Annotated in this window: 19 protein-coding genes; 8 read left to right on the top strand and 11 right to left on the bottom strand. The window is 68.8% G+C overall.

The window, feature by feature from the left end:
- Positions 1-271: 271 nt before the first annotated feature.
- The 6 genes from LWC35_RS28890 to LWC35_RS28865 form a co-directional block, all read right to left on the bottom strand.
- Positions 272-1378: an NAD(P)-dependent alcohol dehydrogenase gene (locus tag LWC35_RS28890; RefSeq protein WP_232873430.1), complete on the bottom strand. Its 1107-nt coding sequence runs from the start codon at positions 1376-1378 to the stop codon at positions 272-274.
- A gap of 35 nt (positions 1379-1413) precedes the next feature.
- A complete protein-coding gene (locus LWC35_RS28885; RefSeq protein ID WP_232873429.1) occupies positions 1414-2241 on the bottom strand; it encodes a beta-keto acid cleavage family enzyme in 828 nt (275 codons plus the stop codon).
- A gap of 42 nt (positions 2242-2283) precedes the next feature.
- A complete protein-coding gene (locus LWC35_RS28880; protein ID WP_232873428.1) occupies positions 2284-3300 on the bottom strand; it encodes an ABC transporter permease in 1017 nt (338 codons plus the stop codon).
- The gene (locus LWC35_RS28875) at positions 3297-4208 is read right to left on the bottom strand and encodes an ABC transporter permease (RefSeq protein ID WP_232873427.1); all 912 of its coding nucleotides are present in this window, start codon (positions 4206-4208) and stop codon (positions 3297-3299) included. Before LWC35_RS28875 ends, LWC35_RS28880 begins: the two co-directional genes overlap by 4 nt.
- A 64-nt stretch (positions 4209-4272) precedes the next feature.
- Positions 4273-5865 carry a sugar ABC transporter ATP-binding protein gene (locus LWC35_RS28870; protein ID WP_232873426.1) on the bottom strand — a complete coding sequence of 531 codons (1593 nt, stop codon included), beginning with the start codon at positions 5863-5865 and terminating at the stop codon, positions 4273-4275.
- A 2-nt stretch (positions 5866-5867) separates the two neighbouring features.
- A complete protein-coding gene (locus LWC35_RS28865; protein WP_232873425.1) occupies positions 5868-7070 on the bottom strand; it encodes a substrate-binding domain-containing protein in 1203 nt (400 codons plus the stop codon).
- Between the two features lie 273 nt (positions 7071-7343).
- Here LWC35_RS28865 and LWC35_RS28860 point away from each other — a divergent pair, with 273 nt between their 5' ends.
- The gene (locus LWC35_RS28860) at positions 7344-8063 is read left to right on the top strand and encodes a GntR family transcriptional regulator (RefSeq protein ID WP_232873424.1); all 720 of its coding nucleotides are present in this window, start codon (positions 7344-7346) and stop codon (positions 8061-8063) included.
- A gap of 7 nt (positions 8064-8070) precedes the next feature.
- The gene (locus LWC35_RS28855; protein WP_269804986.1) at positions 8071-8847 is read left to right on the top strand and encodes a GntR family transcriptional regulator; all 777 of its coding nucleotides are present in this window, start codon (positions 8071-8073) and stop codon (positions 8845-8847) included.
- Positions 8848-9149: 302 nt separating this feature from the next.
- On the opposite strand, the gene LWC35_RS28850 is transcribed toward LWC35_RS28855, so the two are convergent.
- The 3 genes from LWC35_RS28850 to LWC35_RS28840 are packed head-to-tail and all read right to left on the bottom strand — an operon-like array spanning position 9150 to position 12201.
- Complete coding sequence (locus tag LWC35_RS28850; RefSeq protein WP_308194693.1) at positions 9150-9929, bottom strand: cyclase family protein; 780 nt, start codon at positions 9927-9929, stop codon at positions 9150-9152.
- A gap of 40 nt (positions 9930-9969) precedes the next feature.
- Positions 9970-11133: an acyl-CoA dehydrogenase family protein gene (locus LWC35_RS40540; RefSeq protein ID WP_232873422.1), complete on the bottom strand. Its 1164-nt coding sequence runs from the start codon at positions 11131-11133 to the stop codon at positions 9970-9972.
- A 54-nt stretch (positions 11134-11187) separates the two neighbouring features.
- The gene (locus LWC35_RS28840; protein ID WP_232873421.1) at positions 11188-12201 is read right to left on the bottom strand and encodes a VOC family protein; all 1014 of its coding nucleotides are present in this window, start codon (positions 12199-12201) and stop codon (positions 11188-11190) included.
- 317 nt (positions 12202-12518) lie between these two features.
- Here LWC35_RS28840 and LWC35_RS28835 point away from each other — a divergent pair, with 317 nt between their 5' ends.
- From LWC35_RS28835 to LWC35_RS28815, 5 genes are read left to right on the top strand one after another with little or no spacing between them, the layout of a single operon-like run.
- Positions 12519-13520, top strand: coding sequence for a fumarylacetoacetate hydrolase family protein (locus tag LWC35_RS28835; RefSeq protein WP_232873420.1), 1002 nt, complete (start codon positions 12519-12521; stop codon positions 13518-13520).
- A complete protein-coding gene (locus LWC35_RS28830; RefSeq protein ID WP_232873419.1) occupies positions 13517-14092 on the top strand; it encodes a VOC family protein in 576 nt (191 codons plus the stop codon). Before LWC35_RS28835 ends, LWC35_RS28830 begins: the two co-directional genes overlap by 4 nt.
- Positions 14093-14105: 13 nt before the next feature.
- Positions 14106-14600: a 2Fe-2S iron-sulfur cluster-binding protein gene (locus tag LWC35_RS28825; protein WP_232873433.1), complete on the top strand. Its 495-nt coding sequence runs from the start codon at positions 14106-14108 to the stop codon at positions 14598-14600.
- On the top strand, positions 14597-15583 hold the full coding sequence (locus tag LWC35_RS40535) for an FAD binding domain-containing protein (RefSeq protein ID WP_232873432.1): 987 nt from the start codon (positions 14597-14599) through the stop codon (positions 15581-15583). Before LWC35_RS28825 ends, LWC35_RS40535 begins: the two co-directional genes overlap by 4 nt.
- Positions 15580-17883 carry a xanthine dehydrogenase family protein molybdopterin-binding subunit gene (locus LWC35_RS28815; RefSeq protein ID WP_232873418.1) on the top strand — a complete coding sequence of 768 codons (2304 nt, stop codon included), beginning with the start codon at positions 15580-15582 and terminating at the stop codon, positions 17881-17883. Before LWC35_RS40535 ends, LWC35_RS28815 begins: the two co-directional genes overlap by 4 nt.
- Positions 17884-17895: 12 nt before the next feature.
- Here LWC35_RS28815 and LWC35_RS28810 read toward each other — a convergent pair whose 3' ends face one another.
- Positions 17896-18822 (bottom strand): amidohydrolase family protein, encoded by a 927-nt coding sequence (locus LWC35_RS28810; RefSeq protein ID WP_232873417.1) that lies wholly within the window; start codon positions 18820-18822, stop codon positions 17896-17898.
- 182 nt (positions 18823-19004) lie between these two features.
- Here LWC35_RS28810 and LWC35_RS28805 point away from each other — a divergent pair, with 182 nt between their 5' ends.
- A complete protein-coding gene (locus LWC35_RS28805) occupies positions 19005-19586 on the top strand; it encodes an OsmC family protein (RefSeq protein ID WP_232873416.1) in 582 nt (193 codons plus the stop codon).
- Between the two features lie 693 nt (positions 19587-20279).
- Here LWC35_RS28805 and LWC35_RS28800 read toward each other — a convergent pair.
- Positions 20280-20495: a hypothetical protein gene (locus LWC35_RS28800; RefSeq protein WP_232873415.1), complete on the bottom strand. Its 216-nt coding sequence runs from the start codon at positions 20493-20495 to the stop codon at positions 20280-20282.
- Between the last annotated feature and the right edge of the window lie 35 nt (positions 20496-20530).

Genomic DNA, 20530 nt, shown 5'->3' with positions numbered 1-20530 from the left:
CCGGCCACGGACTCGACATCGAGCAGCTCACGCTGCGGATCAGACCGACCCTGCACACGGGCATCGTCCCAGCGGCCCGAGATCGACTGGCGGTCCGACACCCGAGCTTTTCAGCAGTCTCCTAGGCTGAGGGCTGCCTGTCGTGCCCTCGCTGCTCGGCGAAGGCACGACAGGCGGGCCGGTGCCGTGCTGAATACCGTCCTGACTGCGAAGGGCCCACAGAGCAGCGCCAACGCACAAGCACCCGCGGTGACGACGCACGCGATCGTCGTCATGTCCTGCCCTCCGCGATGCGCAGCACCGGCTTCACTGTCAGGCCGGCGTCCGCGTCGGCCATCGCCGTGTTGACATCGGCGAGATCGTAGAACCGAACGATCTTCTCGAGCGGGAGCCGACCTCGACGGTAGAGGTCGATCAACTGGGGCACGAAATCGGCAGACACCGAGTCTCCCTCGATCACACCGCGGATGGTGATCCCGTTGAGCTGGACGTGCTGCCAGTCGAACTCGGCCTTCACGCCGGGTCCGACGCCCCCGACCAGGCCGCACACCCCCATTGCTCCGAGCGAGTGGACGGCCTGGTGCAGAACCGTCGGCTTGCCGACTGCTTCGATCGCGAAGTCTGCTCCGCCGCCGGTCAGATCCCGGACAGCGGCCACTGGGTCGTCCTGGTCGGCGTTGACGGTCGCCGTCGCGCCGAGCTCGGCGGCGAGGGCGCGACGTGCGTCGACCCGGTCAACCACGATGATCGGGTGCGCACCGGCCGCCGCACCGGCCATCACCGCACTGAGCCCGACAGCTCCGGCTCCGAAGACCACCAGCGCGGCTCCCGCCGGGACGCGCAACGACCGCAGGACCGCTCCCGCGCCGGTCTGGACGCCGCATCCGAGCGGCCCGAGCAGCTCCAGTGGCACCTCTGGCGGAACGACGACCAGGTTTCCCGCGGGCACGACCGCGTGCGTGGCGAAGGAGGACTGCCCGAAGAAGTGGCTGCGGACATCTCCCCCGAACGCCGACGAGCCGTCGGGGCGATTTCCCTGGAGATTCAGCATTGGAACGTGCACGCAGTAGGCGGGGTTGCCGGAGCGACAGAGAGTGCAGCGTCCGCAGGTGCTGTAGCCGAGGACGACGTGATCTCCGGGCACCAGGCCCTCGACCTGGTCGCCGAGTTCTTCGACGACGCCGGCTCCCTCGTGGCCCAGCACGACGGGGAGGTCGATCTCGTAGATCTGGTCACGGTAGTTGATATCGGTGTGACAGACGCCGGTGGCGGTCAGGCGCACCAGCACCTCGTCCGGTCTGGGCGGGGCCAGGTCGAGGGCCTCGATCGTCAGGGGCTCTTTCGGTCGGCGCGCGACAGCTGCGGTGATGGTGACCATCTCTGGGGATCCGTTCGGTCGGAGGCCGGTGCAGGTCAGCCGCGCCGGGTAGGCAACGACAGCAGCGCCTCGGTCTCCTCGAGCGACGCTGGGGGCCGTTCGATCGCATGGGCTACGCTCACCAGCCTCTCGACCAGCTCGGCGTTGGAGGTCACGGGAACTCCACGCCGCAACGTGAGCGTGTCCTCCATGCCGGTTCGGGCGTTCCCTCCGAGTGCCAGGCCGACTGCGGTCAGGTTGAGGTTCTCTCTGCCGATCGCGATGACCTGCCACACGGCGCCGTGCGGGATGCGACGGACCATCGACACGAGGTTCTCGACGGTCGCGGCTGCGCCGCCCTTGACTCCGAGCACGATGGAGAACTGCATCGGGTCTGCGAGCAGTCCTTCCGAATGCAGGGCCAGCGCGGCGTCGAGGTGACCGGTGTCGTAGACCTCCAGCTCGGGCTTCACCTCGAGCTCGCGCATGCGGGCGGCGAGCCGGCGGACACCTGACGGCGGGTTGCGGAACTCGCCGGCACCGAACGACATGGAGCAGACGTTGAGTGTGGCCATTCGCGGCCGAGCTTCGACCAGCCGTTCGCGCTCCTCGAACGGCACCTCGAGCCCGACTCCGGTGGAGAGCTGGATCAGCACCGGGCAGGCGTCCTCGATCAGCCCGATCGTCCGGCGAGTCAGCTCCAGGTCCGCGGTGGGGCGGCCGGCCTCGTCGCGGACATGCACATGGACGACGGAGGCGCCGGCCTTGTGGGCGGTGGTGGCGGCGGCTGCGATCTCCTCCGGGGTGGTGGGCAGGTTCGGATTGTCTTGTTTGGTGGCGATCGGCCCGGTAAGAGCGGCTGCCAAGACGGCGGGCGTGCTCATGATGTCGTCCTTCGCGTGGGAGGGCAGGGTGCCGGAGGATGCTCAGACCTGGTCGCGCAGCGGGGCCTCTCGGCTGTAGGCGAGTGCGACCAGGAGGATGATCAGGCCGAAGAGGATCTGCTGTTCGGCTGCGGTGAACCCGTTGGCGAGCAGGACGGTGTTCAGGATCGTGAGCATGACCGCCCCGATGACGCTGCGCCAGTAGTTCCCGCGGGCGCCGGTGATCGACGTCCCGCCCACGATGATCGCGGTGAGGCTGGTGAAGAGGTACTGGTTGCCGATGTTGGTATCGCCGGCGCCGCTGAAGCCGGTGAGCAACACCCCGGTCAGCGCGCCGCTCACGGCGCTGAGCACGAACGCACCGACCACGACCCGGCCGGTCCGGACGAGCGTGAACGCAGCTGCCTTCGGGTTCGCGCCGGTGAGGTAAACACGTCGTCCGGCCACCGTGCGGCGCAGGACGAGGCCGGTGATCACCGCGAGAACGACCCACAGGACGACCAGCGGCGGCACGGGGATCCCCAGTGTCGTGGCGTTCACGCTGGCGAAACGTGTCAGCCATTCCGGCGCGCTGCCGGTGACCCCCGACCCCGCAAGCACGGCGAGCCCGCCCAGCACCACGAAGTTCATGCCCAGGGTGATCACGATCGACTCGACGCGGAACCTGTGACAGACGTAGCCGCTGAACGCGCCGAGCGAGACCGACGCACCGAGTACGACAGCCAGAGTAGGCAGGAAACCCCACTGGTACTGCCCCACGAGGATCGCAGTGACGAGATTGCCCAGGCCGATGAACCCGGGCACCGAGAGGTCGAGGTGGCCGAGCAGCACGAGCACGGTCTGGCCCAGTGCGGCGAGGCCGACGAAACACGCGATCAGCAGCATCGACTTCACGCTCAGCAGCGAGCCGAATCCCCGCAGGGTGAACGCCCCGTAGCCGAAGATCAGCAGGAGCACGAGGACCTGCAGGGCCGGCGTGTCGCGTCCTAGCCGCGCGAGTGACGGCCGCGACGAGCGCCCGGGGGGTGCTGGGGGCTCGGTGTCGACGACAGCGCTCATGACGCGAGGCCTCCATTCGGTCGCGGGGCGAGGCGGGAGCTGACGACCACGACGGCGACGAGCACGCAGCCGTAGACGACGTTCATCCAGGTCGCGGCGATCCCGAGGGCGGAGATGAGGTTCTGCATCAGGAAGATGCAGACCGCGCCGAACAGCACCCCGATGAGCCCACCCCGGCCGCCGCCGATCGGCGTGCCACCAAGGGACATGGCGGCGATGGCAATCAGCGTGTACTGCAGCGCCACCGACGAGTCTCCTGAGCGGATCACCGCGGTGAGTGCGATGCCTCCGATGGCGGCGAAGACGCCACCGAGTGCGTACGCGATGACCCGCACCGCACGGACGTCCAGCCCGGCGGCGAAGGCGGTGGGGGCGTGTCCTCCAACCGAGAACATTGCGTTCACGAACGGGGTCCGTCGCAGCAAAGTCCAGATCAGTACCGGCACGGCCATCGTCAGCACGGCCACGGGCACTGGCCCCACAGAGCCACCAAGCGTGTCAGTCCAGTTTGCGGGAGCTTGTCGGGGAGTGAGCAGGATCAGTTGGCCCGCTCCGGCGACCATGAACAGCGCGCACAGGCCGGTGATGATGGCCGGTAGGCGCAGGTAGGCCGTGGCTATGCCGCTGGCGGCACCGACGAGCGCACCGACGACGAGCAGGATCGGGATCGCCACGGTGGGGCTGCCCAGTCCGGACGGCAGCAGCACCGCCACGAACATGACGTTGGTGACGCTGAGCACCGGGCCGACGGCGAGGTCCAACCCCCCGCTGACCACTGACGGCACGCTCGCCATGGCGACGATCGCGAACGGCGCGAGGATCGCCAGGGTCGCGGGCAGCGCGGCGGCCGAGACGAACTGCGGCTGAGCCGCCAGATTGGCCACGAACAGCACCACGGCCAGGCCCACGGCGAACAGGTAGGTACGGAGACGGAACTGCCCGGCTGCGCGGGCTACGCCTCCAGCGACGCGACTAGCCATCGCTGACGTGCTCCCTTCCGAAGAAGCTGGCGACGAGGGCCTCCCGGGACAGCTCCGCGCGGTCGAGCTCCGCTGACACAGAGCCTTCGCGGAAGACGAGCACCCGGTCGGTGAGCTCGACGAGTTCGTCTACCTCGGTCGAGAGCATGACCACGGCTACCCCGCTCGCCGCGAGCTCTTCGAGCAGCCGGTAGGTGTCGCGCTTGGCGTTGAGGTCGACTCCGCGGGTGGGGTCGTTGAGCAGCAGCACCGCGGGTTCGGTCGCCAGCCAGCGGGCCATGACGACCTTCTGCTGGTTCCCACCGCTGAGGGTGGTGATCGGCAACTTGGTGGAGGTCAAGGCGATGCTGAGCTGCTGGCGGTACCGGGCCAGTCGGGTCTCGGTCCGCGGCCGGCGTACCAGGAATGCCCGGCGATCCTTGGTCAGCGTCGCCGAGGCGAAGTTGTCGCTGATGGTCAACGAGGCGAACAGTGACTCCGAGCGGCGGTCCCGAGGCACATAGGCCACTCCGAGAGCGTCCGCCTGAGCAGCCGTCTTGATGACAGTGCGGCTGCCGTCGTCGCGGATACGAACAACCTCGCCGTGCGTGGATCCCGTCCAGAGGGCTCGCAGGAAGGCGTCCTGGCCGTGGCCCTCCAGGCCCGCGAGCCCCACGAGCTCGCCGGCCCGTAGCGAGAAGTCGACGGGAGAGGCGGCTTCGTGTAGCCGGACGCCGGACACGCTGAGCACGCAGTGTCCGTGCCCTGTGCGGGTGGCCCGCTGCGCGGCGGGGGGGTGCGCTGTGAGGTGGTCCGCCCCGCTCATCAGCCGGACAAGCTGGGGCACCGAAGCGTCCCTTCGGTCGAGGGTGGCAACCGAACGACCCGAGCGCAGGACAGTCACCCGGTCGGCGATCTCCTCGATCTCGTCCATGCGGTGGGAGATGAAGATGACTGTCTTCCCGTTCGCGACCAGGCGCCGGACGACGTCGAAGAGCCGGTTGCGGGTGTCGACGTCCAGCGCCGAGGTCGACTCGTCGAGGATGAGGATCTGCGGGTCGCGCAGCAGCGCTCGGGCGATCCCGCACACCTGCTGCACGCTCAGCGGCAACGACTCCACCCTGGCGTCGAGCGCCGGGGCCGTCTCGCCGAGCAGATCCACGAGGACCTGCACGGCGCGCTTCCGCTTGACCCGGTCCGGCACTCGTCGACGGAAGAGCCCGTCTGCGCCGAGCCACAGGTTTTCCAGCACGGTCTGCGGGTCGACGACGAGCACCTCCTGGAACACCGCCAGCACGCCCGCATCGATCATCTTCCGCGGGGTGTGATGCCGAGCGATCGCCTGGCCGCAGACCTGCAGTGTGCCCTGATCCGGCCGGTGCACCCCGGCGAGGATCTTGACAAGAGTGCTCTTACCGCACCCGTTCTCGCCGACCACGGCATGCACCTCGCCAGCTCTCGCCGAGAGGGTGCAGTGCCGCAGCGCCTGGGTGTGGCCGAAGGCCTTCGCCAGCCCATCGATGGCGAGGACCACCTCGCCCGACACGGGCTCCTGCTGGGTCAACGTCGAGGCGCCGGCCGTCGCGCTGCCGGTTTCCTGGCTCATGGTCAGTTCCCGGGGTTGGCGAACAGGGTGTCCAGGTACTCCTTGGGGTAGTACACCCCCGGCGGAGCGGGTGCGAAGGTCTGCGGGGTGTTGAGGTTCCACTCCGGCTTCACCCACTGAGCCAGGTTGTCCGCAGTGATCATGGTGGGCTGTTGAAGGACCTCGTTCACCTCTAGCCCGCGGCCAGCCAGGATCCCGGAGGCGACATTCCACGTGGTCTCGGCCAGCCCGGCCACCGGGAGGGCGAGCCCGACGCCCTTGTACGTGTCCTTGTGCTCGTTCCAATACGACAGCGCCGCCGGCGTCGCCCCGAGGTCGGCGATCGGTGGCACGGGGCGCCCGAGCTGCTCGAACGCCTGGATCATCGCGCCCGCCATGCCGCCGACCTGCATCCCGCCGTCGATGGGCTGGGGGTGTGCGCTCAGGAACTGCAGTGTCTGGGACTTAGCGGCCGCCGGGTCGTACTGGCCGACCGGCTTGCCCGCGATCTGAATGTCCGGGCAGGTCGCGAACACGGCGTCAGCGCCCTGGTAGACCGCGTCCGTCGCCTGTGTGCCAGGTTTCCCCAGCATCTCCATCAGGCTGCCCTGACCGTTCATGAGCTTCGCGAGGTCGCGCGCGAGGTACGCGCCCTTGAGCGGGTTGTTTCCGTCGATACCGACGATGTACGGGCTGGACGAGGCAAAGAGCGGAACGATGGACGGGATCCCTGCCTTCCCTGCCTCGTCGAGGACCGCCGCCACCGCGGCGGGCGCCTGCGCCATGACGATCATCAGGTCCGGCTTCTCCTGGATCGACTGGCGCAGCTGCTGCAGCTGCACCTGTGGGTCGCCGTTGGCGTCCTTCACCACGACCTCGGTGTCGCCTTTCAGCGCGTTGAGGGTCGCCAGGAACTCCTGATCGAAGGAGGTGGTCAGGCGGCCGGGGTTGTAGTGGATGACGAAGGGCCCCGGGTGGCTAGGCTTCCAGTTCGCCCACGCGCTGGCCCGTATCGTCTCGGGGTAAAGGTTGAACGCGGCGCGGGTGGAATCCGGCAGCGTGGCCAGCACGCCGTCCGGATCCGCCGGCATCTGGTTGGGTACCGCGCCGCACGTGGCGCCGTCGGCGGCGCCCGTCGCCGTTGACGGCGCCGATCCACACGCAGCGGCGACCAACGCCATGGTGAGAGCCGACGCAAGGACGGCCATCTTCTTCAGATTGCGCATCTGATCCCCTCCTCTTTGAGGGCGGGGCAGGGTCCGATCGTGGCCCTGCGGGTGTCATGGAACACGTTCTCGGTATGCAACGCTGTAGCGTGACGTGACTGCAGAAGAATGTATCCATACTTGAGAATCGCCGTCAATAGACGCTACGGTGCCCTTCACTGCCCTCTAGGAGCCATTCGGTTGTGGTCGCGTGGGCCAAGCCCGGGGGATGCATCCGGGTCGTAAGCTTGGGGCTGCCCGGCACGACTTCGGGTTCGGAAGGGGGTTCGCCAGATGACGGCTACGGTCGGGCTGATCAGCGACCGGCTGCGCAGCGCCATCCTCACTGGAGATCTCGAGCCAGGTGAGTACGCCACTCAGATGAGCCTGGCGGAGCGTCTCGGGGTCAGCCGAACACCGCTGCGCGAGGCCCTGCGCATGCTCGAGCTCGAGGGCCTGGTCCTGCGGGAGAGCAACGGTCGCTTCCGGATCAGTCCGCTGAGCATCCAGACCGTCGTGGATCTTGCCGTGATGAGGATCAACGTCGAGGCCCTGGCCGTGAGCCTGACCGTCCCGCGCTTCGGCAACGCCGACCACGCCCGGCTGGAGGGCTGCCTCGCGCAGATCGACCGCTATGCGGCGGTCGATGACTGGGTGGGCCTTGAAGCCCCTCACCGCGAGTTCCACCAGATGATCGTGAGTGGGGCCGGTGAGCGGGTCACCACCTTGCTCGCCCAGCTCTGGGACCACGCGTCGCGGTACCGCTCGATCGCATTTCAACGCGCGGCAGACAGCCACGAGGTGTGGGAGATCACCCGGACCGAGCATCGTGGGATCGTCGACGCCTTCGAGGCCTACGACGCAGCAGCGGCCGCGGGCTGGATCGTCACGCAGGTCGCCCGCACGGCCCTCGTCGTCGCCGAACGAATCGACCCCACGCATCCGGTGACGCGCGTGCACGATCTCGTCGAACGGTTCACCGGCAGCCCTGATCTCTTCCGCACCGACAGCTGAGGCGGACATGACGTCAACGCAGAGCAACCGAAACGGACGCGGCCGCGGCTCGGTGGCGGAGCTGCGGGACCGACTCCGCCAGGCGATCGTGTCCGGGGAGATCCCGGCCAGCGCCACGCCCACACAGGCGGAGCTGGCCGCTGCACTCGGGGTCAGCCGGACACCGCTACGCGAGGTGCTCCGGATGTTGGAGCAGGAGAACCTGATCATCCGGGAGCCCAACGGCCGATTCCGGGCGGCCGGGCTGTCGGCCGACGAGATCGAGCAGCTCGGCATTCTGCGTATCACGCTGGAGGCCGCCGCGGTGCGGATCACCGTGCCCGAGCTGACCAACGCCGATCACGCCGCCCTCGAGGGCATGCTCGCCGAAGCGGTCCGGCTGGCCGAGATGGGCGAGTGGGACGGCTTCGAAGACGCGCACCAGCGGTTCCATTCCCTGCTGACCCGCGAAGCGGGGCCGATGCACACCGAGCAGCTCGGCCGGCTGTGGGAGCAGGAGACCCGCTACCGCCGCGCCTTCGAACGCGTTGGCGATGACGAGGGTCGCGTTGCCGCGAACATGCAGGAGCATCGCGCTCTCCTCGACGCTGCCGAGGCGCGCGACGCTGAGGCCGCCGCGTGGCTGCTGGCCCAGCATCACGCGCGTGCCGTGCGTGAGATCGGTCAGCACCTAGACCCCGATCACTCCATGCAGCGCCTCGAGGTCACCCTTGCCATTGAGAGCGGCCGCCAGCACACCGACCTGCGGGCTGTGCCCCGGCCGAACCCAGAGAAAGCTGAGTAGCGTACGGCTTCAACGTCGTACTTACCCTTGGGGGATCTCGCTTTGGGTATTGACGGTTCTGAGATCTGAAGCGACCCGGCTGCAGTGGAGGCTGCCCCCGGCGCCGACACGATCTCCACCTTCCCTTGGGATCGATCAGTGCCGAGGGCCAGCTTCCACCGGAGCGAGAGCGCCCCAGTCTGCGATCAACGGAGCCGGCCCCCACCACGTGCACCGTCCGGGGTGGCGCTCGGGACGATCACTGGTGGTGGGGGCCGGAAGAAGGAACGTTTGGCGGCACCGCCGGTCGCGCTGGGTAGGCCCTAGTCGTCCTCGAGGAGCGCGACGGCACGGGTCCAGCCGGCCGAGGCCGCTTGTATGGAGACCGGAAAGCAGACCACGGTGAAGCCGCTGTCCGGGAGTTGTTCCAGGCGGTGCAGCTTCTCTAGCTGGCAGTAGCCTCGTTCCCGGCCTGCCTTGTGGCCTTCCCAGACGACCGACGGGTCGCCGTCGCGCACGAACCGCTGGAGCGTGGCGCTGAACGGGGCATCCCAGCTCCAGCCGTCGGTCCCGACGATCCGGACCCCCTGCTCGAGTAGGTGCAGGGTCGCGTCGCGCCCGAACCCGCACCCGCACCCGCTGTGGATGTAGTCCTCGTGGCCGTAGCGGGCACCGGCGCCGGTCGCGCAGACGACGATGTCCAGCGGCTGCAGATGGTGGTCGATCCGCGCCAGTTCCCGGTCAACATCCTCCGGGGTCACAACGTAGCCGTCCGGTAAGTCCCGGAAGTCGAGCCGAACGCCCGGGCGCATGCACCAATCCAGCGGCACCTCGTCGATGGTGATCGCGCGTTGACCGCCGTCCATGGTGGGGTGGTAGTGCCACGGCGCGTCCATGTGGGTGCCGTTATGAGTGGAGATGTGTACTCGCTCGACTGCCCAGCCCTTCCCGTCCGGTAGCTGTGTCGGTTCCAGGCCGGGGAACGCCGCGGCAAGCTCGAACGCGCCCTCGTCGTGCCCGGTGTACTCGATGGACACCTTCTGGAAGGGCGGGTCCGCAGGGACGTCGTTGGCCAGCGGCACTGAGAGATCGAGGATCTTCATCAGTGGCTGCTCATCCGCTTCCGCTGGAATGTCGTGCCTGTCACCACATCTGCCCGTTCGGCTCGAGCCCCATCCGGACCCGCCCATAGGATTCTGCCTGCTCGTCCCAGTTTGCGACGAGCTGCATCGAGCCGGCGTGCACGTCGCGCATGAACCGCTGGATGGGGTTGGTGCGGAACAGCGAGCCGGCCCCGCCGGCCCGAGCGATCATCATCGTGGCGTCGTAAGCGAGGTTGGCGGCGTAGGCGTGGTCACGGCGCAGTCGAACCCGATCCTCGTCGCTGAGCACCTCTGCCCGGCTGCCCCGATCGATGACCTCTCGGATATCGCGACGCGCCAGGGCGCGAGCCGCGTCCAAGGCTGCCGCAGCCTCGCTGACCCGCAGCTGAGGTCCGACCATCTGTGCCACCTGCTGCCCGCTGAAGGCCGCGACCCGCCCACGCGTGGCCTGCTCGTAGGCGGTCAGGGCGCCCTGGGCCATTCCGATCACCGGGCCGATCAGCGACCACGGGGTCAGCGAGGCCGGGGGCACTGCGTATGATCCAAGACCCTGTGCCGCTGCGGCGGCCGGATTCGGGCCGCTGTGCGGGATGTAGCGATGCGCAGGCACGAAGACCGGGTCGTCGATGACGACGTCGTTGCTCCCGGTCCCCACCAGGCCCGAGACATGCCATGTGTCGTCGATGGCGAAGTCGTTGCGCGGGACCAGCAGCAGCACAGGGGCCGGGAATTCCGGCACCCGCGCGCCGAGCAGCGCCCAGTCGGCGTGCAGGCAGCCACTGGAGTATTTCCATCGCCCCGCCAGCCGCCAACCGCCTTCTACGGCCTCGACCTGCGCTCCGCGCGGGTTGAACGCCGAGCAGGACAGAACATCGCCCGAGCCGAAGAACTCCTCCTGTGCGGCCTCAGGCGCGAGCCCGAGCTGCCAGCTCTGGGAGGCCGCAACCGAGTAGACCCAACCAGTCGAGCCACATGCCGAGGACAGTCGCCAGGAGATCTCGAAGAAGGCGTCCCAGTCCATGCCGTAGCCCCACGGCCGCGGGTAGAGCACCTTGTGCAGCCCCGCGGCCCGAATCTCATCCAGTGTCTCCTGCGGGATACGCCGCTCGTCCTCCGTCCGCAGGGCTCGCTCGGCAATCGCCGGTACGAGCTTCTCCGCGCGCTCGATGAGCTCGTCGACCGTCACGTCCGTCGCTGTGCTCACGGGAACCTCCCTCTCGTGGGTCGGGCCCGCCGGGGAGCGGCGGGCCCGACGATCTCAGGAACGCGCGAGGGCATCCATGGCGGTCTCAAGCACCTTCTCAGCCTCCTTGGCCTGGCCCCGGCGGGCGACGCCCGGAGGGATGGCCACGAGGCTCACCGGTGGCATCTCGATCTCCGTGCGGTAGGCGTTGTTCGAGCCCTGCTCCGGAGTCCAGATGACGGGCTCCCAGTCCGGGACGTAGTTGCGAACGCCGCCCGCATTGAGCTCGTAGCGCAGGCCGACAGGGTCGCGGAAGTAGAGGTAGTTCTGCTCCCCAATGCCGTGCTGACCGGGCGCCTGGTCGATGTCATGTCCGTGCTCGATGAGGAACTTCGCTCCTTGCATGAGCTCGTGGCTGGACTCGACCCAGAACGCCAGGTGGTGCATCCGGCCCGACTGGCCGTCGAAGTCCTGGATGAGACCCCAGTCGTGCGAGGTCTCGTTGTTCGTGGTGACGGCGAACACCCATGGCGCGCCCTGCGCCGGCTCGACGGCGGCCATGACCCGTGAACCCATGGTCTGGTTGGCCCAGGTCGCCGCAGCCTGCACGTCCGGGGCGGTGACCGTGAGGTGGTCCATCAGACGAACTCCGAGGCCGCGGCCGTGGCGCCGCTGCGGACGCTCGGGGTAGGTCGACTTCTCCGCCTCGGGCACCCGCGCTCGCTCGACGTCCCAGAAGATCTCGTGCTGATGTCCCGCCGGCCCGGTGAACCGGTACGAGCGCCCCACCCCGTGTGAACTCTCCGTCCATTCCCCAGGGCGCCCACTCGCCTCGATTCGACGAACTGCCTCCGCCATCTGCTCCTGACCCTCAGCTCGCCACGCAGCACGGCCGAGGCCTGGCTGCGGGGCCTGGGTCAAGGCCAGGCTGTACAGGTAGTGATCCCCCCAACAACGTAAGTAGACCGACTCGCCGACCTGCTCAACCACGTCCAGGCCGAGCATCTCCTGGGCAAACTCCACGCTCACGTCGAGATCAGGCGTCAGCAGCTCGACCTGAGCCAGCGGCGCAAGCAGACGATTCGACATTCGGGGGCTTCCTCTCCTTCGAGGCCTGGTCCTCACCGGGGTCTTCGGTCCGAACCGTGTGGGTTCGCCGTCGGCAACCCGCGACGAACAGTGAATGTATCCAAACAGCGTCTTGGGCGCAAGAGTGCTGGTTTGGCGCACAGTCGCGGCCGCTCGTCGCAACCTGGAGCGCGATAGTATCCAAACTATACTATTGACGCATGTCCTGCTCAACGGATACTTTGATCACCAGGCGCGGGTGCAGGGGCTCTCGGATCCCCACTCCGCCCCACACCAAGTGCGGAGCGGCACGTGCAGACGACCTCCGCCGACAGAAGTTGGAGATCGATGTGTTTGCGCTCGGCACGTTCGCGGCAGAGGATGGCGACACGTTCCCCGGCCTCGTCCGCGACGGCCGTGTCCACGATCTGCGGGACGAGTTCGGTCGTGCGTCGACTACTGCGACGATGCTCGCCGACTGGGGATCGACCTTGACACGGCTGCACGAGCTTGCCCGCTCGCTCACCGGGGGCGTCCCGGCCGCGTCGCTGCGTCCCCTCCCGCCGATACAGCCCGTGGGTCAGCTGTTCTGCGCCGGCGCGAACTACCGCAAGCATCTCGCCGAGATCGCCTTCAGCATGGCACGCAATGACCCCGGCGAGCGACGCTCGCAGGCCGAGCTGCGCGCGACCGCGAGCGAACTCGTCGAACGCCGCCGACTCTCCGGAACGCCGTTTGTCTTCGCGATGCCGCCCAGCACCGTCTCGGGTGCGCGCGATGACATCGTGCTGTGGGGGCCGGGTTATCAGCACGACTGGGAGCTGGAGTTGGCGCTCGCCATCGGGCGGCCGGCGCGCAACGTCAGCGCCGCTGAGGCGATGGACTATGTCGCCGGCTACACCATGAGCAATGACGTCAGCACCCGCGATGTCTTGGTCCGCCCGCACCTGCCGATGACGGATTTCCTGGTGTCGAAGGGCCGCCCGGGGTTCTTCCCCACCGGGCCGTATCTGGTCCCACGGGAGTTCGTGGAGGACTACCGGGCGCTGCGGCTGACCCTCACGGTCAACGACGAGGTCATGCAGGACGAGTACGTCCGGGACATCATCTACGGCGTTGAGGAGCTCGTGGCCTATCTGTCGACCATCACTGAGCTGCGGCCCGGCGATGTCGTCCTCACCGGCTCGCCCGGCGGCAACGCCGGCCACCACGGCGACCGCTGGCTTCGCCCAGGAGACGTCGTCGAGGGGCGGATCACCGGACTTGGGGTGATGCGAAACCGTTGCGTCGCCGATCCCAACCTCCCCGGCCAGCACAAGTACGCGAAGGAGCATCGATGACCAGCGACCAGACGACCTCCGCCGAGCTCGGCGCGATCGCCCAGGGCCCACTCGGCCTTCCACTCAGCCACGTCTGCTTCCGAGTGCCCGACCTGCGAGCCGCCGTCGACTTCTGGGCGCGTGCTATGCACGCCGGCCCCTTCTTCCTACTCGAGAACGTCGAGTTCGACTTCATGGAGTACGAGGGCGAGCCTGCGATCTTCGAACACTCCGGTGCCTTCGGGCAGTGGGGCGACATCGCAGTTGAGCTGCAGCAGTTGCACCGCGTTGAACCCGAGGGGCTGCGCCGGCGCCTCGAGGTCCCCATGAACCACGTGTCCTACATCGCCGAAGACGGCGCCGCAGCCAGCGCCGAGCTGGAGGCCGCCGGAATGCCCCTGTATATGGTCCATGGCAGCGGCCCGATCCTCGCCCGGTTCCACTCGGTGCCGACCGCCGAGCACTCGATCGAAATCCACCAGTCGTCGGACTTCCTCAACGGCTTCTTCGAGGGGGTCGAGCGCGCCGCCCGCGGTTGGCAGGGCGAGAACCCCCTTCGCGTCGGGCCCCCGCCCGGTGTCACGCGTGACTGACGCTGCCGAGCCGATGGTCGTGAACGGCCGGCCGGTCCGGCTGCCCGAGGACCCCCGGGTGTCGTTGCTGGACCTGCTTCGCGAGCACCTCGGGCTCACCGGGACCAAGAAGGGCTGCGCCCAGGGCGCCTGCGGTGCGTGCACCGTCCTAGTGGACGGAGCCCGAATACTGTCCTGCCTCGCCCTCGCCGTCCAGTACTCCGGTCGTTCCGTCCTCACGATCGAGGGCCTGGCCGAGGACGGCCAGATGGGCCCGGTGCAACGCGCGTTCGTCGACCATGACGGCTTCCAGTGCGGCTACTGCACGCCCGGCCAAATCTGCTCAGCGATCGGAATGGCGACCGAGATCGAGCGAGGCGCCCCCAGCCACGTCACCGCCGACCTGACCGGGACAGTCGAGGCGTCCGCAGCCGAGATTCGGGAACGGATGAGCGGCAACCTGTGCCGGTGCGGCGCACACAACGGCATCATCGCCGCCATCCAAGCTGCGTGCGGGGCCGGGCCGTGAGGCGGTTCGACTACGCCCGCGCCGAGGACGTCGCGGACGCCGTCCGATACGGGACGAGACGGGACGCCCTTTACCTCGGCGGCGGAACCAACCTCGTCGATCTGATGCGGGAGACCGTTGCGCAGCCCGCGGCGCTCGTCGACGTCACGAGGCTGGCATCGACGATTGAGGGGACCGAGACCGGCGGCTTGCGCATCGGCGCAGCAGCCCGCAACTCCTTGGTGGCCGAACACCCAGCGGTCCGGCAGCGGTATCCCGCCCTGGCCCGGGCGATCCTGGCCGGCGCGTCGGCACAGATCCGCAACATGGCCACCGTCGGCGGCAACCTGCTACAGCGCACCCGATGCGCCTACTTCTACGACGTCGAAGGCTCGCGCTGCAACCGACGCAGCCCGGGTCAGGGCTGCGACGCAATCGAGGGGCTGAACCGAGGGCACGCCGTGCTCGGCACCTCGAGCTCCTGCATCGCCACCCATCCGTCCGACATGTGCGTGGCGCTCGCCGCTCTCGACGCCGTCGTGCATCTTGCGCACGAGGACGGCGAGCGGAGCTTGCCCCTCACAGCCCTGCATCGCGTTCCCGGGGACCGGCCGGACATCGAGACCGTTCTGCGACCCGGTGAGCTCGTCACGGGGGTCGAGCTACCGCGCCTACCGCTGGCCGCCCGCTCCACGTACCGCAAGGTCCGCGACCGGGCAAGCTACGCCTTCGCCCTCGTCTCGGTCGCGGCAGCCGTCGAGGTCGAGGCCGGGATCGTCCAAGACGTCCGCCTCGCCCTGGGCGGTGTGGGCACCACTCCCTGGCGTGCTCGGCACGCTGAGGAGACGCTGCGGGGCCAGGCCGTTGGAGAGCCGGCCTTCCGACGTGCCGCGCAAGCCGAGCTGGCAGCCGCGGTCCCCCGCGCACACAACGGTTTCAAGGTCGAGCTCGCCGTCCGGACCGTCATCGGGGTCCTCAACGAGCTCACGAGGGAGGAAGCGTGAGCCTCGAGCAGGCCCCCTTGCCGCTCGGCCCCAGCAGCTGGGCGATCGACGCCGGACCGGATCCGCTGGCTGCCCGGCAAGGCCTGATCGGCGCGCCCCTCGCGCGGCGTGACGGCCCGGCGAAGGTGACAGGCGAGGCCCGCTACGCCTCGGAGGTGCGCCTCGACGGCATGCTCTACGGTGCCCTGGCGTTCAGCACCATCCCCCGGGGCCGCATTGTCGCGATGGACACGAGCAGCGCCGAGCGCGCGGCCGGCGTCGCCCTCGTCATGACCCATCACAACGCCCCACGGCTGCACTCGACCGTGGAGCTGGGAACTGCGGAAAGGGCTGCTGCTGCGGACGAGCTCCCGGTCATGCAGGACGACCGGATCCGCTGGAACGGCCAGCCCATCGCGATCGTCCTCGCCGAGAGCCAGGAGCAGGCCGACCACGCAGCGTCCCTGATCGACGCGACGTACCAACCGGAGCCGGCGATCACGCGGTTCGACCAGGCTCGAGCCGACGCCCGCCCCCCGGCGCTCTACCAGGGAGACCCCCTGCGCCAGACGATCGGTGATCCGTGGACCGCGCTCGCGGAGTCCCCGCACACCGTCGACGCCGTCTACACCACCCCGCGACACCACCACAACGCGATCGAGCCGCACGCCGTCACACTGGCCTGGGACGGCGACGAGCTCACCGTGCACGACTGCCCGCAGGCAGTCACGCATCTGGCCTGGTCGCTCGCCCAGGTCTTCGGGATCCGGCAGGACCAGGTTCACATCTCGGCGCCCTACGTGGGAGGTGGCTTCGGCGGGAAAATGCTCTGGCAGCACCAGATCCTCGCCGCTGCAGCGGCCCGCCTGTCCGGGCGCCCGGTGCGCGTCGTGCTCTCCCGTGAGGGCGTCTACCGAGTCGTCGGCGGCCGGACCTCGACCGAGCAGCGGGTGGCCATCGGCGCCGAGGACGACGGCACCTTCACCTCGCTCGTGCACACCGGCGTCGTCGCCACCAGCCGCCACAACAACGTCCCGGAGCCGTTCATCAAGCCCGCCCGCTGCCTCTACGCCACCCGGAACGCGACCTTCGAGGTGAAGCGGGCCGACCTCGACATGCTCGCCAACACCTTCATGCGCGCACCCGGCGAGGCAGTAGGCACCTTCGCGCTCGAAAGCGCGGTCGACGAACTCGCCGACCGCATGGGAGTCGATCCGATCGAGCTGCGGCTGTGCAACGAGCCCGCTGTCGATCCCAGCTCGGGCAAGCCCTTCTCCGCCCGGCACCTGATCGAGGCGTACCGCGCCGGCGCCGAGCGCTTCGGCTGGGAGGCCCGCTCGCCCCGGCCCCGCGCCCGGCGGGACGGCGAGTGGCTGATCGGGCTCGGCTGCGCAACCGCGACCTACCCGTACAACCGCTTCCCCGGCGGCGCCGCCCGGATCACGATCAACCGCAACGGTGACGCGACAGTTGAAGTAGCCGCGCACGAGATGGGCATGGGCACCGGCACCGTCCAGTCCCAGGTCGCGGCGGAACGACTCGGCCTGCCGGTCGAAAAGATCATCTTCGTCCTCGGCGACTCCTCACTGCCCGGCGTCGTCCTGGCAGGTGGCTCCCAGCAGACCGCGGCCATCGGGGGTGCCATCACCGCGGCCCACCGCGAGCTGGTCGGCGAGCTGCTCAAGCTCATCAACTGCGACTCGCCATTGGCCGGGCTCCATCCCGACGAGGTCGGCACCATCCCCGGAGGGCTGGGGAGGCTCGACGATCCCTCCCGAAGCGAGAGCTACACGGCCATTCTGGCCGCCGCCGGCGTGGACACCATCAGCGCCGAGGCCACTGCGCCGGAGGGTATGGAGCAGCTCGAGTGGTCCATGCACTCCTACGGAGCGCAGTTCTGCGAGGTCCGGGTCAGTGTGATCACCGGCGAGATCCGGGTGAGTAGATTCCTCGGGTCGTTCGACTGTGGGCGCATCATCAACGCCAGGACAGCCGCAAGCCAGCTGCGCGGCGGCATCGTCATGGGCCTCGGGCTCGCGCTGATGGAGGAGACCCAGGTCGATGGCCGATCCGGCCGGATCATGAATCCAAGTCTTGCCGATTATCACGTCCCGGCTCACGCCGACGTCCCGGACATCGAGGTGATGTGGACCGATATCCCCGACCCACACACCCCGCTGGGCGCTCACGGCGTCGGCGAGATCGGCATCACTGGAACCGCAGCCGCAGTCGCCAACGCCGTCTACAACGCAATCGGAGTTCGAGTGCGCGACCCGCCGATCACTCCTGACAAGCTCCTCCGACACAGCCCAGGCCGGTAACAGGGGCCACCCTCACTCGCGAACCAGGCGAGGGACCAGCCTGGCCGCATTGCGGTGATCTACCGCCTCCCGCTCCGCGGGCGACAACGCCGCGAACTCCGGCGCCGGGTCAGAACCCTCCTCCGGCAGTGCCGCGTACGGCCAGTCCGTCCCGAACACGATCTGCTCCAGCGGCGCGACCGCCCGGGTCGCCGTGAGCGCAGCCAGACTCTGAGACAGCCCGGTGTCGTAGTACTGGCGGCGCAGGTACTCCGACGAACCCGCGGACGCCGCGGTAGCGAGCTCGGGTTGACGTTCAGCCAGGGACGCAAGCCGGCCCGCAAGGAACGGCGCAACACCGCCAAGGTGGGAGAACTGAAACCGAATACGCGGGTACCGCTCCAGAGTGCCCGTGTAGATCAAATGAGTCAGCGCTCGGGTCGTGTCGAACGGGAACTCGTAGAGCCAGATCGGGTGGTCGGCACCGAGTGGCAGCGCGTACGGCGGGGCGCCGGGGTGCACGAACGCGTAGGCCCCCCGGCGGTCGAGCTCGGAGTAGAGCGGCTCCCACGCGGGGTCCCCGAGGTATGTGCCGGCGACGTTGCTGAACAGGAGCACCCCGTCGAGGTGCAGCTGGTCGAGGGCATACGCCAGCTCGAACAGCGCCGCTTCGACGTCGGGTAACGGGAGGAGGGCAAGCACGCCGAACCGGTCCGGCGACGCGTTCATGATCGCCCCAAGTGACTCGTTCGCGGCCCGAGCAAGCTCGTTGGCTCGCTGCTGCTCACCCAGGTAGGCGCCCGGAGGCCCGACCGAGATCACAGCGGCGTCGATGCCGTAACGCTCCATGTTCTCCTCGAGCCCCTCCAACGGCGCCGAGACGACAAACGGCCGGTCTCCGGCCGGAGTGACCAGGAGCCGCCGGTAGTCGTCAGGGATCACATGCGCATGCAGGTCCACGCGTCGCATCAACAGCCCGCCTCTTCGAGGTCCTAGGGATAGTGCGCCCACATGGGCGTGATCCCTCACCTCGCAACGTACGCAATGACTGAGTTTGGATGCAACTCTCAAGCTTGAATCCCAGACGCGGTGACGCTAGCCTCCCAGGCGTCTACCCCGGACCGAGTGCGAAAAGGCATGCCATGACTGCAGAGACCGCAGACCCCGGCGCCCCGGCAACCGACGTCGACCCGTTCGATCCGAGCAACAGCCCGGGCGGGCGCCGCACCATCACGATCGGGGTCAAGGCGCGGGTGCTCGACGGCACGCGCCGAGAGGCACTCGTCCAGCAGGTCGAGCCGCGCGGGGCCACGTTCGCGCTCATCTCAGACGAGCCGGAGTCGGTCGGCGGCGGCGGGACCGCCCCGACCTCAATCCAGTACTACGCCGCGTCACTCGCCTTCTGCATGATGAGCCACATCAGTTGGCTCGCCGGAGTGAACAAGGTGCCCCTCCACGAGCTGCGTGCCGACGTGACCACCCGCTTCTACATGGCCGGATCCGCCCTCGCCGGCACGGTGGAGGGAGGGCCACTCGAGTTCGACACCCACATCCAGTTCACCTCGCCTGCAGGTGAGGCAGATGTGGCCCGTGTGCTATCACGCGCCGAGGAAACCTGCTTTACCCACCGGGCACTAGTTGAGCCAGTGACAGTCAATCGGACATTCTCGTTGAACGGTCAAAAACTCCCGCGAACTCCGCCGTCGCACCGTCATCCGAAGTAAGTCCGGCCTCGAATCAGTGCTTCTAGCCGCCGACGATCACCACCCGCACGAGACTTCGACGCGATTTGCCGGGCGCTTGACCGGCCGGTTCGTCATACGCCAGGTCCTCGGCCGCAGCAGGCCGTCAGCGCCAGAGGCCGAGCATGGTGGCCGCGTTGCCCTCCCGCGCCGGGTGGATCCGCACATACATTTCCCCTGGCCAGTGAGCGGTGCCGGGTCTGGTGCGCGATGGCCCGGTCGGAGGCCCCGCTCGGGTGGACGTAGGTGACGAACCCGGCACGCAGCGGGTGCGCCGACCAGGGCCCGCCGCCGATGTCGGCGCGGGCGGGCGATGGCGTTCTGCACCAGCACGTTCACTGGCTCCGGGTGCAGCCCGCGGCCACTGGGCCGGTTGGCCTTGATGACCTCGCGCAGCATCGGCCCCGCGGTGACGGCGGCTGCGTCGAGCCAGGCGCCTAGGGCGCAGACCAGGCTGCGCTCCGGGCGGTGTGCGCGCGGGAGCACGACGACCTCGACGATGCTGGTCGGGGCAGGCGGCGACGACCTCGAACAGCTCCGGGGCATCAGCGGGGCGCCTGCCGGCTGGGGCGCCGTGGGTGCGGCGGATCCCCTCCCACACCGCCGCCACCCGCGCGCCCCGGCGGCGGGGTCGGGATGGCGTGCCGTCGGCGTGCCCACTGCCGGCCAGGTCGGTCAGATACCCGAAAGGGCGGCCGGCCGGGCCGGCAGCGGGGGCAGGTCGCGAGTAGTGCACCAGGTGGTGAAGTCGGCCCAGTCGCTGCGGTAGCCGCGCAGCGTGTTCGCCGCCCGAGCCGCCGCCACCTCGTCGAGGCCGCTGTTGCTAGAGCGACCGAACGCCGGAAACACGACACCGCTGAGCAGGATGAACGAGGAGGTCGCGGTGCACATGCCTTCGGAGCCCACCCGGCGAGGGCGACGACGAT

It is taken from the genome of Pseudonocardia kujensis, from assembly GCF_021283305.1.
Lineage (GTDB): Bacteria > Actinomycetota > Actinomycetes > Mycobacteriales > Pseudonocardiaceae > Pseudonocardia > Pseudonocardia kujensis.
Note: the sequence above shows the minus strand (reverse complement) of the source record. Positions and strands in the feature narration are given on the sequence as shown.